At 36.7% G+C, this 15,821-nt stretch carries 14 protein-coding genes and 16 tRNA genes; all 30 read right to left on the bottom strand.

The genetic code is table 11. The features are described from left to right. Nucleotides 1-11: 11 nt before the first annotated feature. A complete protein-coding gene (locus tag LKL37_RS18475; RefSeq protein WP_431611921.1) occupies nt 12-554 on the bottom strand; it encodes an exonuclease domain-containing protein in 543 nt (180 codons plus the stop codon). Between the two features lie 88 nt (nt 555-642). After that, nucleotides 643-1,206 carry a metallophosphoesterase family protein gene (locus LKL37_RS18470; protein ID WP_431611919.1) on the bottom strand — a complete coding sequence of 188 codons (564 nt, stop codon included), beginning with the start codon at nt 1,204-1,206 and terminating at the stop codon, nt 643-645. Between the two features lie 194 nt (nt 1,207-1,400). Then, a complete protein-coding gene (locus LKL37_RS18465) occupies nt 1,401-2,417 on the bottom strand; it encodes an RNA ligase family protein (RefSeq protein WP_431611918.1) in 1,017 nt (338 codons plus the stop codon). 6 nt (nt 2,418-2,423) lie between these two features. Then, nucleotides 2,424-2,801: a cyclic-phosphate processing receiver domain-containing protein gene (locus tag LKL37_RS18460; RefSeq protein WP_431611917.1), complete on the bottom strand. Its 378-nt coding sequence runs from the start codon at nt 2,799-2,801 to the stop codon at nt 2,424-2,426. A gap of 59 nt (nt 2,802-2,860) precedes the next feature. Next, nucleotides 2,861-3,346 carry a ribonuclease H-like YkuK family protein gene (locus LKL37_RS18455; protein WP_105703864.1) on the bottom strand — a complete coding sequence of 162 codons (486 nt, stop codon included), beginning with the start codon at nt 3,344-3,346 and terminating at the stop codon, nt 2,861-2,863. A 71-nt stretch (nt 3,347-3,417) separates the two neighbouring features. Next, nucleotides 3,418-3,488 (bottom strand) — tRNA-Trp (locus tag LKL37_RS18450). An 8-nt stretch (nt 3,489-3,496) separates the two neighbouring features. After that, nucleotides 3,497-3,568 (bottom strand) — tRNA-Gln (locus LKL37_RS18445). Between the two features lie 101 nt (nt 3,569-3,669). Beyond that, nucleotides 3,670-3,742 (bottom strand) — tRNA-Phe (locus tag LKL37_RS18440). A gap of 89 nt (nt 3,743-3,831) precedes the next feature. Next, nucleotides 3,832-3,904: transfer RNA gene (locus LKL37_RS18435), tRNA-Leu, on the bottom strand. A gap of 70 nt (nt 3,905-3,974) precedes the next feature. Further along, a tRNA-Leu gene (locus LKL37_RS18430) sits at nt 3,975-4,048 on the bottom strand. 317 nt (nt 4,049-4,365) lie between these two features. Next, nucleotides 4,366-4,437 (bottom strand) — tRNA-Glu (locus LKL37_RS18425). A 77-nt stretch (nt 4,438-4,514) separates the two neighbouring features. After that, a tRNA-Tyr gene (locus LKL37_RS18420) sits at nt 4,515-4,601 on the bottom strand. A gap of 189 nt (nt 4,602-4,790) precedes the next feature. Beyond that, nucleotides 4,791-4,872: transfer RNA gene (locus LKL37_RS18415), tRNA-Cys, on the bottom strand. 221 nt (nt 4,873-5,093) lie between these two features. After that, nucleotides 5,094-5,165, bottom strand: a tRNA-Asn gene (locus LKL37_RS18410). Between the two features lie 4 nt (nt 5,166-5,169). Next, nucleotides 5,170-5,243, bottom strand: a tRNA-Ile gene (locus LKL37_RS18405). 5 nt (nt 5,244-5,248) lie between these two features. Next, nucleotides 5,249-5,320 (bottom strand) — tRNA-Glu (locus LKL37_RS18400). Nucleotides 5,321-5,326: 6 nt separating this feature from the next. Further along, nucleotides 5,327-5,398: transfer RNA gene (locus LKL37_RS18395), tRNA-Pro, on the bottom strand. 71 nt (nt 5,399-5,469) lie between these two features. Beyond that, nucleotides 5,470-5,543: transfer RNA gene (locus LKL37_RS18390), tRNA-Arg, on the bottom strand. Nucleotides 5,544-5,551: 8 nt separating this feature from the next. Next, nucleotides 5,552-5,625, bottom strand: a tRNA-Lys gene (locus LKL37_RS18385). A gap of 75 nt (nt 5,626-5,700) precedes the next feature. Continuing rightward, nucleotides 5,701-5,774: transfer RNA gene (locus LKL37_RS18380), tRNA-Arg, on the bottom strand. An 8-nt stretch (nt 5,775-5,782) separates the two neighbouring features. Continuing rightward, nucleotides 5,783-5,850 (bottom strand) — tRNA-His (locus LKL37_RS18375). 575 nt (nt 5,851-6,425) lie between these two features. Further along, a complete protein-coding gene (locus LKL37_RS18370; RefSeq protein ID WP_164976820.1) occupies nt 6,426-6,554 on the bottom strand; it encodes a penicillin-binding protein in 129 nt (42 codons plus the stop codon). A gap of 225 nt (nt 6,555-6,779) precedes the next feature. Further along, nucleotides 6,780-7,802 carry a hypothetical protein gene (locus tag LKL37_RS18365; protein ID WP_431611916.1) on the bottom strand — a complete coding sequence of 341 codons (1,023 nt, stop codon included), beginning with the start codon at nt 7,800-7,802 and terminating at the stop codon, nt 6,780-6,782. Beyond that, on the bottom strand, nt 7,795-9,492 hold the full coding sequence (locus LKL37_RS18360) for an APC family permease (protein WP_431611915.1): 1,698 nt from the start codon (nt 9,490-9,492) through the stop codon (nt 7,795-7,797). The genes LKL37_RS18365 and LKL37_RS18360 overlap by 8 nt, the downstream gene beginning before the upstream one ends. Further along, nucleotides 9,482-11,860 (bottom strand): hypothetical protein, encoded by a 2,379-nt coding sequence (locus LKL37_RS18355; RefSeq protein WP_431611914.1) that lies wholly within the window; start codon nt 11,858-11,860, stop codon nt 9,482-9,484. The genes LKL37_RS18360 and LKL37_RS18355 overlap by 11 nt, the downstream gene beginning before the upstream one ends. Next, nucleotides 11,851-12,594: a hypothetical protein gene (locus LKL37_RS18350; protein WP_431611913.1), complete on the bottom strand. Its 744-nt coding sequence runs from the start codon at nt 12,592-12,594 to the stop codon at nt 11,851-11,853. The genes LKL37_RS18355 and LKL37_RS18350 overlap by 10 nt, the downstream gene beginning before the upstream one ends. Next, entirely contained in the window at nt 12,567-13,700 is a 1,134-nt protein-coding gene (locus tag LKL37_RS18345; RefSeq protein WP_431611912.1) for an AAA family ATPase, read from the bottom strand. The genes LKL37_RS18350 and LKL37_RS18345 overlap by 28 nt, the downstream gene beginning before the upstream one ends. Nucleotides 13,701-13,712: 12 nt before the next feature. Beyond that, nucleotides 13,713-14,294: a DUF4919 domain-containing protein gene (locus LKL37_RS18340; protein ID WP_431611911.1), complete on the bottom strand. Its 582-nt coding sequence runs from the start codon at nt 14,292-14,294 to the stop codon at nt 13,713-13,715. Then, a complete protein-coding gene (locus tag LKL37_RS18335) occupies nt 14,281-14,937 on the bottom strand; it encodes a hypothetical protein (RefSeq protein WP_431611909.1) in 657 nt (218 codons plus the stop codon). Before LKL37_RS18335 ends, LKL37_RS18340 begins: the two co-directional genes overlap by 14 nt. Before the next feature lie 366 nt (nt 14,938-15,303). Further along, nucleotides 15,304-15,696 (bottom strand): VOC family protein, encoded by a 393-nt coding sequence (locus tag LKL37_RS18330; protein WP_431611908.1) that lies wholly within the window; start codon nt 15,694-15,696, stop codon nt 15,304-15,306. Nucleotides 15,697-15,821 lie beyond the last annotated feature (125 nt).

The raw sequence follows: 15,821 nt of genomic DNA, 5'->3' as shown, positions 1-15,821 counted from the left end.
CCTAATTACTTTTACAGAATCTTACTTAAAATTCTGGCTGTGTTATAAGCATCGTCTGCTCCGCTGTGATGGGTGCCTTCAAAATCCATATTCAGATAACTCAGGGCTCTTTTAAGTCCTATTTGTTTGTGCAAATTGAAATGTCTTTTAAATTCATGCATCACATTCATATAATTTTCTGAAAAAGGATTGGTTATACCGAGCCAGTCACATTGTTCTCTGATCTGCTCTCCATCGAAGTTTCCATATCCTGCCCAGGTAAGCGGTACGGAATGGTACTGATCTCTGATTATTTCACATGCTTCTTCGAAATAGATTCCTTTTTCTTCTATCAGCTGCGGAGTAATTCCTGTCAGTTTTGTGCAGAATCTGTTGATTTCTGATCGTTCCGGAATTATATAAATGCTTTGTTTCTGGGAAATTGCTTTTGTTGTTACATTTAATTTGCAAATTCCTATTTCTATAATATCGACCTGCTGCCCGATGGGAATTCTGTCGTTTTCCCAGCACGTAGCTTCCAGATCGATGATTATGATCTCATTGGTTGTTTTCATGATTTTTTTAGAAATGAGAAGCCAGAGGTTAGAAGTTAGTTATGTTTCTACTTCTCCTACCTTTCAGCTTCTTTTTCATTGTTAATTGTTAATTTCTGGGAGCAAATGGAGGAGTCCATTTTTTCCTCTTCATAATTTCTTTGACTTCCTCGTAGGAAACCGGATAAAAATTGTGGCAGTCTACCCCAACGTCAAAACTAAGTGCCATCTCATCATCCGGCAAAGTTCCGTGTGAATGGCCGTATAATTGCCAGACTCCGCGGTGTGAACCATTCCAGGTACGCATGGCGTAATGGAAAAGGATGATTTTCTGTTTACCATTGTTTTGATCAGGTTCATCAATTCTCAGTTCGTGATAATCTCTGATGGAAGCAAATCGTTTGGGATACGTTAAAGCAGCTCCTTCATGATTGCCTTTAATCAGATGGATATTGCCATTTAACCGATCTAAAATCTCTTTTGTAAAATCCGGTTTTCCTAAACTCATATCTCCTAAATGGTAGACTGTATCACCGGGTTCAACTTTCTCGTTCCATCTTTTAATGAGTTCTTCATTCATATGATCCAGTGATTCAAAGGGTCTCTCTGAAAACTTTATAATATTCTCGTGACCAAAATGATGGTCTGCTGTAAAAAATATATTGGGTTTCATTTTTTAATTGTTTTTGCTTTTTTTAAAACCACCCCGTCAAAAATTCTTTGAATTTTCGCCACCCCTCAAAAGGATGGAAATTTTCACAGCTTCATTTGCACTATTTCTTTTGGTGGAAATGAAGTGTTTTCGTTCTTCTGACTTTTATGGTTACTTATTATACATAAAAAAGTTTCGGTAAAAATTTACCGAAACTATACTTTAAGAGTCATTAACTCTTCTTTTATAAAATCAATTACTAAAGAATTCAACTTTTTATTGATCCTTTTCTGCTCTTCTTTTTCAATAGCTGTGAAAGCTGCCGGGAAGTCTTTTTGGAAGTCCTCTAAAATATCCTGTGAAAAAAGACCAATTACCTTACCTATCATTTTAGGTTCGAATTCGCCGATTTTGCTGACCACATTATTCAGTCTGTTGGCTGTAGCATATTTTTGGATTTCGTCCCAGATTTCCTGAGCTTTTTCACTGAAACACACCTGTTTTTGAACAGCTTTAGCTTCTTTTTTAACCATTTTGGATTTTTCTACCCATTTTTCATTCTTATTTTTTAGAATGATTCGGGCACTGTTACCAAAGTATTTGGTTTTCAAGGTCTTTACGATTGTACCTTCACACATATTGTTCTCCAATTCAGGTAGTCCCAGCCAAGCTGGAATTTTTGAATTGAAAACATTGGGAAATTTCAAAGCATCTTCCAGAGTTCCCTGAAACAAAATTTTAGCATAGAAAAATCCTGTCTCATCAAAAAACTTATTGACTACTTCGGTATCCAAATAGGTAATTCCATTTAGTTTAATATCGAAAGCGTAAAATTCGTTGTAAGGTGCATATTCAATACCTTTCTGTACCTTCACTGCATCTTTTACGGGTTCTACATCTTTATGTTTGAAACCACCTCCGAACAATTCACCGTAGATGACTACAGTTTCCACATCCGGATGGATAGTTTTCACTTTTTGAAACACTTCTATTACATTTTTTCTGTAACGTTCCAATATCTGATGGGCATTGAAAAATTTCTCATCTTTTTCGATGAAAGCAGTTCTCTTCGCGATTTTAATTTCCTTTCCGTCGGTAAAGAAAGAGAAATTAGCTCCGTGAACTTTTTCCTGTACGATGAAAACCTCATCCCCAAAACCCTGCATCCTGATCTGTTCGATCACGCGGGCCTGGTAAGCATTTTCTATAGCGTTATATGTTTTGAAAATCATTTTGTTTTAGTTTTTAATTGTTTTAAAATTTTGAAGCAAGCATAAGATATTTTCTTTTCCTACCGGATTCATGGAGTGACTATAGAATTTCGGAAGATCCAGATAATTGTCCATGCAATATTCTATCAGCCATTTGGCACAGTCGTATCCTGTTTTTTCAACAAACTCCTGAGAACCCTGTTTCAAATAATGCTCGTCTGCAAGATCATGGTCAAAAGAGATCATTTCCGGAAGTCCTTTTTCCAAAATCCTGTTGACAAACTGTTCGTAATTACGAACGATATGCCAATCGTTTCTGAGGAACATATCCTGTTTGGTATAATGATAGGCCTCAATCGGGTACCTTATATCATCCAGAAATAATAATCTTTTTGTTTTTTCCATGATTTAATGTTTATACATTCTTTAAGCTTCCAGCTCCTTATAGCCCTCTTCCAACTTTATTACACCATCATATCAGCACAGTTGGAACTTGCGAAGGCATAAGGTTTCGCCTTGAACACATAACCCATTCCCAGAATATATCCCATGGCATCTTTTAATGCTACATTGGATTTGAAATCCGGGTCGGTATTAATGTCTGCGTGTACCTCCATTTCCACACCATAAGTATCCAACACAGAGCAGATCGCGTATGCAATTTCAACAGATTTGTTGACCTCATTCAGCATTCGCTCCTTGATACTGATACTCTGTATTTCTCTTTCTTTTCTGATAAAGGTAAACGCTCCTTTTCCCTCACGAATAAATACTACTGCCGTAGCATAGCTGATGGCATCTCCATATACATGAGAGTCTGATCCCACACATACTTTCAGACGGTGTCCGTTGGCCTGTTCGCGAATGATGGCTTCTTCTACCAGCTGTGTGATAGAGTGTTGGAAAATTTTTCCGTTCATATTCTGCCATGTTTGTTGTTGCGTTTCCATTTTTTCTACATGTTTTAAATTTATAAATGATTGTTAATAATTGATAACTGTCTGTTGATTGTCATTTTTTGCACTCCGAACCGGACTCGAACCAATACCATCAGTTTTGGAGACTGAGATGCTGCCATTACACTATCAGAGTAAATGCTGTTGATTCATTAGGACTCGAACCTAAACTCCAAGAATCAAAATCTTGTGTGCTGCCAATTACACTATGAATCAGATTAATTCATGAGCAATAAGTAATTGGTAATGAGTAATGTTAAAAATTAGTCAGGTATCAATGATTGCTCATTGCTCATTACTTATCATTCATGCTTTTGTGGAACAGACAGGAATTGAACCTGTACCTTCAGTTTTTCAGACTAACGTGCAGACCTTCTACACCACTCTTCCGGATTTTATAAGTAATGAGTAATTGGTAATATTAAAATTTACTGTTAGCATTATTACTCATTGCTCATTATTTATTGTTTATATTTTAGTACGGGAAGAGGGATTCGAACCCCCAAAAGCTTGATCCTAAATCAAGAGTGTCTGCCATTCCACCATTCCCGCAGGCTTTTTTATGAGTAATTTTTTATGCTGCTTAATTACTCATCTTTCATTGCTTATTGCTCATATTTTGTACCTCTCCCCAGATTCGAACTGGGACTTTACGGGGTTTAAAGCCGTTTTCTCTGCCAATTGGAATAGAGAGGCGTAATTTATTATTACTTATTGTTCATTACTTATGTCATGCTAGGTTTGAGAAAGCTCTGTCTGTTGATAAACTATGCCTGTTAGTGTTTGTAAAGATCTTCTGCGCCTGACAAACCTTTCTCATTTCCTAATTGTATTGTATTTTAAAAAAGTAAAAGGCTGTCTGTTTTTATTGACTAAAGATCTTCTGCTCTCGACAGTCCTTTTTTCTCTTTTCTTCATTTTTTATGTGAATGGTAACTGGCCAATTTTTTAAAAAAATCTGAACTTTCATGGTATTAATATCAATTCAAGATTGACCAGCTATTCACATCCAGTACTCTATAAGGGAATCGAACCCTTATTTTCTGCTCGAAAGGCAGGCGTCCTCACCGTTAGACGAATAGAGCATTGAGCCACTGACCAGGAATCGAACCTGAACAACAAGAGTACATTTCCTGCATGCTGCCATTACATTATCAGCGGTTGGTGGAAGTAGCAGGATTCGAACCTACTCAGCAATGAAGCAACAGATTTACAGTCTGCCCCGACTCTCCAACTTCGGCGTACTTCCGGATTTTTCATGAGTAATCAGTAAAAGTAATTTCTCATTTTTTTCTTTCAAAAAAGAAAAGGTCTGTCTTTATATTGAATGTTTAACTAAAGATCTTCTGCGCTCGACAGCCTTTTTCTCTTATTAATAAAGGATATTCTTTGCTATAGATGATAAAAGATTCTTATATCTCCTATAGTTTTTACATTGAGATGGTTATGGGATTCAAACCCACTCAGTTTACACAACGGTTTTGCAGACCGCCCCGACTCTTCCACTTCGGCGAACCATCAGATTAAAAAAATAAAGTCTGTCTTCATTTGTTTGATATAAGAACTTCTACGCTCGACAAACTTTATTTTTACCTAAAAATTTATAAATGATCACAATTAATTTCTAATGAATCCGGAGAGAAGAAAAGCCTGTCTGTATTTTTCGTGTTTGGCGTAAAGATCTTCTGCGCTCGACAAACTTTTACTTTTTCTCCTGAAACAATTAACAATTAGTTACCTGCGATTTTGGAAAGACTCGAACTTTCAACTTCCGGTTTAACAGACCGGTGCTCTGCCATTGAGCTACAAAATCATTGTAATTCCGGAAGGACTCGAACCTTCAACCTTCGGTGTATCAGACCGACACTCTAACCACTTGAGCTACGAAATCATTTGTATTCCATAAGGGGATCGAACCCTTGTCGTTCGGTAGAAAGCCGAATGCACTTACCACTATGCTAATGGAACAATTTGTCTGGAAAGCAAGATTCGAACTTGCGACCTCCCGCGTCCAAGACGGGTAAACAACCACCGTTATCTTTCCAGCTTTGGGGTTCACTTCTGTTTCTTTTCCGGGAGACAGCCGGATTGGAAATTTTCCATGAACCTTTTCTTTGTGATTCCGAGAGGATTCGAACCTCTAACTTTGGGTTTAGAAAACCCATACTCTATCCAATTGAGTTACGGAACCGTTTTTTGTAATCCCAGAAAGATTTGAACTTTCAACCCCCGGTTTAAAAGACCGGTGCTCTAACCATTTGAGCTATGAGATTGTTTTAGCTTTGTGAATCGTGAATAATCAATTCGTTTTACCTGTCAATTTTAAATTTCACAATTCACATTCTTTGTAATCTCAGAAGGACTCGAACCTTCAACCTCCGGTGTCGTAAACCGACGCTCTATCCAATTGAGCCATGAGATTTTATATTTTGGGTATCTCCGGGGATCGAACCCTGTTCTCCGGTTCCACAGACCGGCGCTTTACCAAATAAGCTAAAGAAACCATAAAAAAAGCGCCTCTTTTCGGGAGGCGCTTCATATATTTTAACGTAAGAGATCATTAGCTGACCCACGTATATAAGCACCTTTTATCCACAATTCCACTTTCAAGAATACACGCAACACCTGTCGGCTCCTGTCCGAATAGTCTTGAATATCGATTGAATATGTTGTGTAACTGTTTCATTTTATTTTTGTTTGTTTCTAAATTATTTTTAATTGAATCCTGAAAACCTGTTGCTTTCAATTTTCGGTTGCAAAGTAAATATGATTTTTTTGAATCTGCAAATAAATTTTTTATTCAAATTACTGACAATCAATTAATTATGTTTAGTTTTTAGAATAGAGAATTTCTGTCCGCAATATTTTGCAGATATCTTAATTACCTAAATGACTGTCTCTCACCGGGTTGCTTATCACTCTATTTTATCGTATTAAAGTTTCATTGTTGATTAAAAAATTTTCATGTTTATAGTTATTTTTTTTCATTCTAAATAATTTCTGACCTAAAAAACAAAAAACGCCTCGGTTTTCCGAGGCGTTTCTGTTGTATTCTGATTAATTTTTTACAAGTTTATAGTAAATAATTTCCAAAGTCAGCACATTTCGCCTCATTCCATATCACCTCATCACGTCCGAATAATCCTTTATTAGAAGGACTTTCGAATAGTTCTGCATTGATATGTGCTCTTTGTATTGTCATAATTTTCTGGTGCAAAGATAAATCTTTTTTGGTTTTATTTTATCATTTTCACAAGGAAGGGTAATAAAAAGGGTGTTTCTGATACTTATGTATAATGCTTTTTTAAACGCAAAGTTTTAATTTCAGGAGTTTCTTATTTTTAGGGAGCTAAGGAGAATCAATTAACATTGATTAGATGAAGATGATGTTATATATTTCCTAATAAAAGCTTATCATTTCCCTGTTTTAATTTCTAAACATTTTGTTTCTTCCTGTTTTGAATCTTGAAATATCTTTCAGAATCACATCATCATGGGGATTAAAAAATTTCAGTTCATTGACAATCTCTGAACGGGTATTTACTTTTTCCGCAATGATTTCATAGGCAATATTTCTTGTTGCTGCCTGTAACTTCGGATCTTTCTTGAATTCATGCTTCATTGCTTCCAGATAAGTAACCTTTTTATATGCTGGAGTCTTTTCATATAAATGCAGAATTTCTGATTCCAGTTTTTTAACGTCAAAGATATTGGCAAAGTAGTTATTCAAACAGTTGAATGCATCTTTATCTTCTTCCCATCCTTTCAACAATACCTCCTGAGCATCTTCCGTTCTTTCCATTTTTTTCCGGTACACCAAAGAAGCTTTTACCATCTGATTGTTACTCACATAATCATCTGCAACCAACTGATAATAGTAATGGGCATTTCTAAGATCATTGATCTCTTTGTAAAGATCTCCAACTTTTTCTTTCTGCTCCATTTCTTTGTAAAGATCGATGGCTTTTTTGTGCTGTTTTGCTTTTTCGTAGCAAACTGCTGCATCAGATTTATTGTTCAGCTTTTTAAGATATACTACTGCTGCTTCATTGTAAAAGCCTCCATTCTCCAAAGTTTTGGCTCCTCTGTAGTTGTCCTGCAAAAGATTCATATATACTCTGGCTGCTTTTTTATACTCTTTTTCGGCAATGTATTTCTCGGCAAGTTCTTCGTATTTGCTCCGGATCTTGTCAAAAAGCGAGTTTTCCAGATAGAAACTGCTGCTTCCGCTGCCTTTTCTTCCACCTGAATTCCTGTTGTTTTGTTCTTTATCTTTTAAAGATGTGATCACCAAAAGGATGATAAAGGCTGCGATTAAGAAAATAATTAATGTTCCAATCACACTCCAGAAGCTTTCATGGAATAACTGGGCAGCAATTCCGACAACCTTAAACATAGCCAACAGCACAAATGCTGCTATAAATTTGTCTATAAATTTCTGTTTATTCATCATCATCGGAATTTAAAATGGTTTTATCTTCTCTAAACAGACGATAAAGGAGCAGCATCACACAAATCACCAGAACCCAAACAAACCAATTGTATCCAAACATTTTCACCAATGGATAAAACAAGTACACCAGCATCACTAAAAGGATGGCAATTAAAATAAATTTAATCCAGACAGGTACATTATCTCCCCCTACATTCAAAGATTTATTTTTAAACAGGAAAGAATACAATCCTACTCCGGCAATCATAAGGATTACCATATACATAATATCTGAAACGGGAGTCTTTTTCTCTAATGGAGTTCCTTCTGAGCCTATTCCTTTTACTTTTGATCTGTCAATGGAGGCAGAAGAAGGATCTACGATATCCAGTGTTCCGTAAAGTTTTCCCAACGAGTCAGCCATCAAAGCTTTTCTTTTTTTCAGCAGAAATTTCACGACTTCACCGTTTACCGGTTTCCCTTTGGTATATTGTTTCAGAGAGTCTGAAATTTTACGCTTTAACTTTTCTGTTTTTTCTTCTACGTGTTTTGTAATTTTCTTGGTGTAAATAGTTTTGAGAGAATCTCTGCTCTGTTTTTCTTTATTAACTAGCGTTCCGATATCTCTTCCTATTTCGCTTACATCTCTTCCACCGGCTTTTTTATAGTTTTCTTTGTCTTCTTTTGTTTTGGATTCTATAATTCCTGCATGAATAAGCTCTTTGGATAACCCTGTTCTCTGCTGATGATACATCGAATCTATCTTAAGATCAATTTCCGAAGTTCCGGACTGGAAAGCAATCATGTCCGAAGGTGCTTTTACGGTATTGCTTTCAATTTTTCCCGAAGAAGAACCTGTTTCTTCCTGTTCCGAATTATTTTTATCTGAAGGCAATGCAACCCTTAACACAATAGCTGCAATAATGAGCGCCCAGAATACTCTGCGAAAATTCCTTGTTCCCGCACTTTCTGTTTTACCTGCTGCTCCTACACCCAATAACCCTTCCAGCCATGTAAATTTTCCAAACCCGTCTCCTCTGGAAATTCCCATAACATCAAGGGAAACACCTAACTCTACGGCTCTTTCGGGGTATTTTTCAATGTATTTTAAGTATTTTTCTATTTCTTTTTTATTTCCGGCCATTACTTTTTTAAGATCAAACGGCAGGTTATTCATCCATTCTTCTTCGGTTTGCTTTGGCTGTAATGCTTCCATTACTTTTTCGTCATCCATTTCCACCGTATAGCTTTCTATTTTTTGAGGTATTGAAACGCCGTTCAGTGGTTTCCTGATGGTTTCATCAATCGTTTCCGGTTGCTGAATTAAAGCAATCCAGTCGATTTCTTCAGACAGTTTTACCAATCCGAATTCTGGATGCATAATCAGAAAACGGGAATCAAGCTGTGCCCAGTCTTCCTGATTTATTTTGGGATAGAAGGTCGTATTTTCAGGGATAAAAAGCCTGTCGTCCACACTTTGAAAGTAAGCATTTCTGCCTATATCCTGCGGAGCATAATCATTAAAAATAAGAAAACATCCATACAGCACATTAGGACTGTCTGCCGGAATAGCAAAAGAGCTAACCTTACTTAAATTGATCCTAAGGACTTCCATTTCCTGAAGCCATGCCACGGGTGAAGAACCTTTGATCAAAAGTCCCTTTTTGGGGTAGTTATTTTTCGGGAAAGGTTTTATTCTAAGCTCCATAATCCAAAATCTGTTCTATAAAAGGTTTTAAAAACCTGTCATACATATCATCCAGTGTTCTTACCTTCAGTAGGGCGTGTTCCGGAAGATAATATTCTGATCCACCAAATTCCGTATAAGTAGCCAACGAGAGAAAACCTCCCAAGGTAGACGGAATAAAGAATTCTTCAATGCTCTTGTTACTGCTTCGGAAAGTCAGCATTCCCCGTGAATCGGTAATAATTTCACTCCCATCGGGAAATGTAAATTTATTTTTATTCTGCTCTGCGAAAAGTCTTATATCATATTTGTTCTTGGAAAAATTCAGCGTATTTTCAGAAGCACTGAATAATTCATATCCGGAAACTACCAGATTTTCATATTGATTGATTCCGATTTTATTGAAATTATTGATCACTTTTAATCCGCTTCCTTTCAGCTTGTCGACTTCAGCTTCAGCTTTTATATTATTTTTTTCAAATTCTTTATCTTTTCCGGTAATAGATTCTACAGAGATATTCCCATCCATATTGATTTTGTAATGCGTTTCATTGTCCGGATGATGCAGATAAAAATTCCGGCCAAAATAAATCAGTCTGTAAGATTCCGGAATATACATCCCTGTAAGATTCTGCTCAGAATATTCTCCGGTATTAAGATTAAGCTTTAAAATTAATTTCTGGTCAGGCTGGTACTGACACAGAATAAAATGCTGCTGTCTGTTTTTTGTAAGAGCAAATTGTCCTTTCGGTTTTATGGAAATTTTATTAAACAAAACTTCACAACCATGATGGGTTTTATAATAATCGTAGGAATGTCTGTCGTAATAATTATCAGAAAGATAAGTCTTCAGCAATTGTTTTTTTGAACTCAGAATGAAAAATTCTCCTTCATATAAAAACTTAGCAATCTTATTGACAGGTGTTGGAAATAAGATCGGATAGTTTTGCGGGAGATCTGTTTTCTTTCCGTTAAAATTCTGAGTAGATTGTTTTTGCTGCGGCGGATTTGCCCAAAGCTCCTGCAATGGAAGTTTTATTTTCTGGATATGCTTTCTTGCTCCTTTATGGTGTTTGTAAAAATTAATTTCACCATCTGAAGCTGTTGTCACCAAAAATTTCAGTTGATCTCTGTTCTGATGTACAACCCGCTGGATTTTTTCATCAGCCATATTATCCTGATGGGTAATAAAGAAAACTTCAATATCTTTTTCTGAATGATGTTCATTAAAAAACTTCTCCAACGCTTCCGAAACTTCCAGAACAGGACTAACCTGATTAAGGTTTTCCACTACTTCTTCCACTTTGTTAAGCTCAATCGGAATAGCTGCCTGTCCTAGTGCAACGACTTTACATTCGGAATGAGCTTTCGGATGTTTGATAATGGCTATTGCTGAGGCATAAGCCAGCACCTTTGGCGTTCCCCAGTTTCTAAGGGAAGTATCTATCAGAATAATTCTTTCAAAAATATTTTCTTCGGGCGGAATTTCTCTTTGAATGTAAAGCGCCTCGTTATTGGCTACACGATTCATAAAGACGTCATCTTCATTGGCAAATTCGGAGAGAAGCATTCTGTGAAAATCGCCTTTGTTGGTCATATCTGAAATTCCTCCGATAGGTTGTTCCCCTGGAGAAAGATGGCGCATCGGAATTTTCAGTCCGCTCCAGATTCTTTTAATCAGGCTTCCTACCTGAAAAGTCTTTGGCTCTTCAATTAATTCTTTGATGAAATCTTTATGGGTATCTGCCGTAGTTTCTTCTTCTACCACCTCATCATCCAGCTCCGGTTCATGAATCAGACCTTTCATCGCATCAATGATGGATTGCATGGTAGGAAACTTTTCGTTCAGATTTAAAGCACTTAAGTCTTTGTTTAAAGCTAATGAGCCTTCGTCTAATTTTTCTGCACTGGAAGCAAGCTGGTGTGGTCTTTTATAATAGAATCTTAAGAAACCATCAGAAAGACTTGGGGACAATCTGTTATGACCGTTTCCAAAAAGGGTCTGCAGCAGTACAATTCTGTTCTGCCTTTGTTTATAGATTTTAGGAAGTGATTTTATTTTTTCAAGGAATTCAATTTGTTTTTCCACACTGAATTCAAAATCTTCTCCACTATAAAACTCAGCGGTACGTCTCAACGGGCTGGCAAAATCTGTATAGCCGTCCTGCATCGCATATAAAACCATAAGCAATGCCCCGAAAGGAGGCCATCCCACGGGTTGAAGATGGTTCAGAATTTCCATTACATAAGGCCTGTAAGCAATTGCTCCCACTCCCGGAACCGAGAGGAGATTGTTGTCATGATAACCGGAATCTCCGGGAACATCTTCATCTGTTTTCCATTCCCAAAAGTAATTTTCGTAGGATTGGAAATAAGTATTTAATTCCATTCTCTTGATTTTTCGGTAAGACGGAATGAGCTTACAGACAATGGGCGGAAATCGGCCTCTTTAATTAAAAGACTGCTTCCATTTTCGTCCCATAAAAGCCATCCTTCCGACTCTTTATTATATTTCTGCTGCAACAGTATGCTTACATTTTTAAATTCAAAATCCAGACCGGCAGGCAGTAGATGTCTATCTTTTGTCCAATAGGTTTTTCCGGGAAAGCTGAGCAAAGGAACTCCCATAAACAGTGCTTTATCTCCCAGCAATATCCATTTTATTTTTTCAAGTTTAAATTTGGGCAATGCGATGATACTTTCTTTAATCTCAGCAATATTACTGAGTAAAGCGATTGCCGGCTGTTCTTCGTTGCTTTCTCTTAATTTTATCTGAACTTTTTCGTGAATTCCAAAATAATTTTGGTTCGAAGGCGGAAGACTAAGCTGCAATGCCTTATCAATGGGAATCCAAAGCAATGCTGTCCGCATTTTTTTACTGGGAACCAAAGCTTCTTTCCTGAATAAAAGTCCATCACGAAGTTCATATAAAATAAAATCCGGCAGTTGCTGTATTTCTGAAGCTGCAGCCTGTTCTTCGGTAAAACCTTTCAGCCAGATCGTATCGTTGTCTACAGCAATCTGAATATTCTTCCAGTCTCTGATTGAGCCCAGAAAATCTTCATCAGCACGGGGGATTTCCGCCCAGAATTCTTTTAAACGCTTTGAAGAATCTTCTGCCATAAGCTTTCAATTTCTTGCTGGATATACTGCTTCTGCTCCGGATTTCTGATCCAGTCACAACGGGTCTGCAGATATCTCAGTTTATCTTTTATTACATTCTGTTCTTCAAAACTCAATGTTCCTCCATTCCATTTTTCCACAAGAATTTTTACGTCTTTCATGACCTCTTCGGGATTAGGAGTTTTGTTCTGCATGGCTTGTGGATGGGAATCCGGATGATCATCTTTCTCGATTGTCCTGTTGATAATCCCTTCCAAAATTTCAATCTGTTCCTCTGTATCCCAGATATGTTTTAATACCCACAGATCGGAAAGTACTGCTTCTTTTCTTCCGCAGATAAGTGCACTTGCTGCAATCAGATTCTGAAGTTTCACCGCTCTACGGTCTGAAATGGCAATTCCTGTATTTCTGAGGCTCATAATGGTATTCAGGTAGACTTCATAAATCGGTTTAAGATCTATTGTTTTACACAAGTTTTGTAATTGTCTGATCTCATCAGCATGAATTTCCGGAATTTCTGTTTCTTCTTCGTTTTCCAGTTTTCTTCCAGCTAAAAGTACCTGTTGCAAGAGTTCGGGATTGACGTAGTCTACATTAATTCTCACCAAAAAACGGTCAAATAACGCGTTCAGTGCTTCATCTTCCGGAAGAACATTACTTGCACCTACAAACATCAACGCAGGTAAGTGTTTTGTTTCTTTTCCTCTTTTAAAAATCTTCTCGTTAAGAGCCATCAATAGGGAATTCAGAATAGCTGAATTGGCATTGAAAATCTCATCAAGAAAAACCATGGAGGCTTCGGGCATCATTCCTTCTGTATTGGTCAGAAGCTCACCTTCTTTCAGTTTTCTGATATCAAAAGGTCCGAAAATCTCGTTGGGTTCTGTAAAACGGGTAAGCAGATATTCAAAATTTTTGCCATCTTTCACTGTTTTTGCCAGCGTTCTGACAATCGCCGATTTTGCAGTACCCGGAGGTCCGTATAAAAAGGCATTTTCTCTCGCCAAAAGGCATATTCCCAACAGATCTACGACATCATTTTTACCTACAAAAGTGTCTTTTACGTAGTTAAGAACTATATTAAGCTGATTTATATTCTGGTTCATTGATTTAAAAAATTAAAATTTCCACCACTTTTTCTTCTGGGGTTTCTCTTCTGTTTTATGCTCTGCCTGTTCATTTCTTTTACTGAATGAAAAAGCCAGTCTCTGATAAGGATCTTTGATGTCGAAATATAGCTGCGTTCCATCATTCAGTGTAAGTGCATCCATAATCCTATCCCCGTCCTTGATCAGGTTTTGTGAAACATCCTGTTTATTGAGATGATGTCTTACTAAATCTCTTTCATCAGAAATCCTGGTGATAATATAAGGAGAATCTTTTGTTCCGCTTCCTGTTTTTTCAAGGCATTCAAAAATAAGCTGTGCTATTGTCATTTCAATACTCCTTCCTTTTTCATCACCCAATTCTTTGTAAGCAAAATATTTATAGATATGTGCTCTGGGACTTAGCAGAATATTGACATTGGTATACCGTATAACCTCTTCAAATTTTCCTTCATTGAGTAAATCCTGTATATTTTCAATATCTTCGGAATAGGGATCATATTCCGGATCATTGATCACCAGTTTACGGCATTTCAGGAATGTTTCTTTTGTAGGGTCGGTTAAAAATTCAAATACTTTCTCATACATTTTCATTGTTATCTTCGGTTATAGTTTTTAGTTCTTTCCAGAATGCGTCTTTGTGCATTCCGAATTCGGCTGTTAGCAGTTTATTAATGAACGGAATTTCCGCCAGTTTATAATCTCTTTTTTCGACAATTCTTTCCAGATATAGTTTTCTGTAAGTACTGTCTTTTAATTCTTCCTTCCAGTTCACGTTCTTCAGATCAAGATCATACCCTATTCCCGAATAGTGAAACTGCATCAGAATATTTTCCAGCATGGCAATCAATGGATCTTCAGGATCAACCGTATTTAAAGCAACGATGATCTGTGGTAAAAATCTCAGTGATAAATCTGTGGATAGAATGGAAGAAATATCCCGTGTTCCTTTGAATCCGGGAATAAGATTTTCAATATTTTTTTCAGTATTTTCTCTGATCAGATATAGCTGTGCGCTATGGTAGAGGACTTTTGCAGCCCAAACAGCAGCTTCTTTGTTGCAGGGTAATTGGTCTGACAAAAACTCAAGTCGTTCTTTTTCGAATTCTGTTTCAAAATAATCTCCTGCTTCCACCTCTTCCTGAGGGGAAATTTGCTGTAAGCTTGAAAAAAGAGTAATGCATTCTTCCTTACGAAGCAAAAAGATCGTGTCTAAAAACGGTGACTTGGTTTCCATGATCTAACAAAAATAAAATTATTTCGTTGAGAATAAAATTTTTGTGGAAAAGATTCGTGTTAAATATGGGTTCTTTATGGTAATTATAAGGTAGGAAAATGCAAAGACGCTAAGATAAGATGTATTATGCTGTTTTTAGGGCGTAAGAATATTTCGACTTCGCTCAATATTAGATTTTAAGCAAAGCTTTCTCTTAACTATTTACTTCATTAAGAGATAGTATTAGAGTTATTAAATTTTATTGGAGATAAAATCCTTGCGTCCTTATTACACTGTATCTATAAAAATTTTGCGCCCTTGCGTTTCTAAACTCATTTGATTATTTTAATAAAAGATTGCTTCGGCGCTAAAACTCCTCGCAATGACTTACTGCGATACGATTTCAATGATATTATTTTCGGGATCAAGGATTACGCTTTCATAATATCCGTCTCCTGTTATACGAGGTTCTCCAGCCACTGCATATCCGTCTTTTCTCAATACTTCCGTAAGTTCATCCACTTTTTGTTTATTCTCTACGGAAAATGCAAGATGAATAATCCCGTACTGCTGGGATTCGTAAGAGTTTTCACTTTCTTTGATATCCGGTCTGGTCATGATCTCAAGCCGGCAGCCATTCTCAAAACTTAAAAAATAGGATTGAAAGTTTTTAACAGGATTATGGTATTTTTCATTGGAAACAGCTCCGAAATATTTCTGATAAAATGCTCTGGATCTCTCCAGGTCTTTAACCCAAATGGCAATGTGCTCGATTTTCATTTTTAAAATTTTAATTATTTACTTCTGCAAAAGTAGTCTGACAACTTTCATGATACCTGCTCCGCATTATTCTTTTATTGTTCTGTATTTACCAGCTTAGTTTTTGGATTATACAAAGGACTTTA

The sequence above is a fragment of the Chryseobacterium sp. 'Rf worker isolate 10' genome (genome assembly GCF_050753305.1).
GTDB lineage: Bacteria > Bacteroidota > Bacteroidia > Flavobacteriales > Weeksellaceae > Chryseobacterium.
This window is presented reverse-complemented; position numbering and strand designations above follow the sequence as displayed.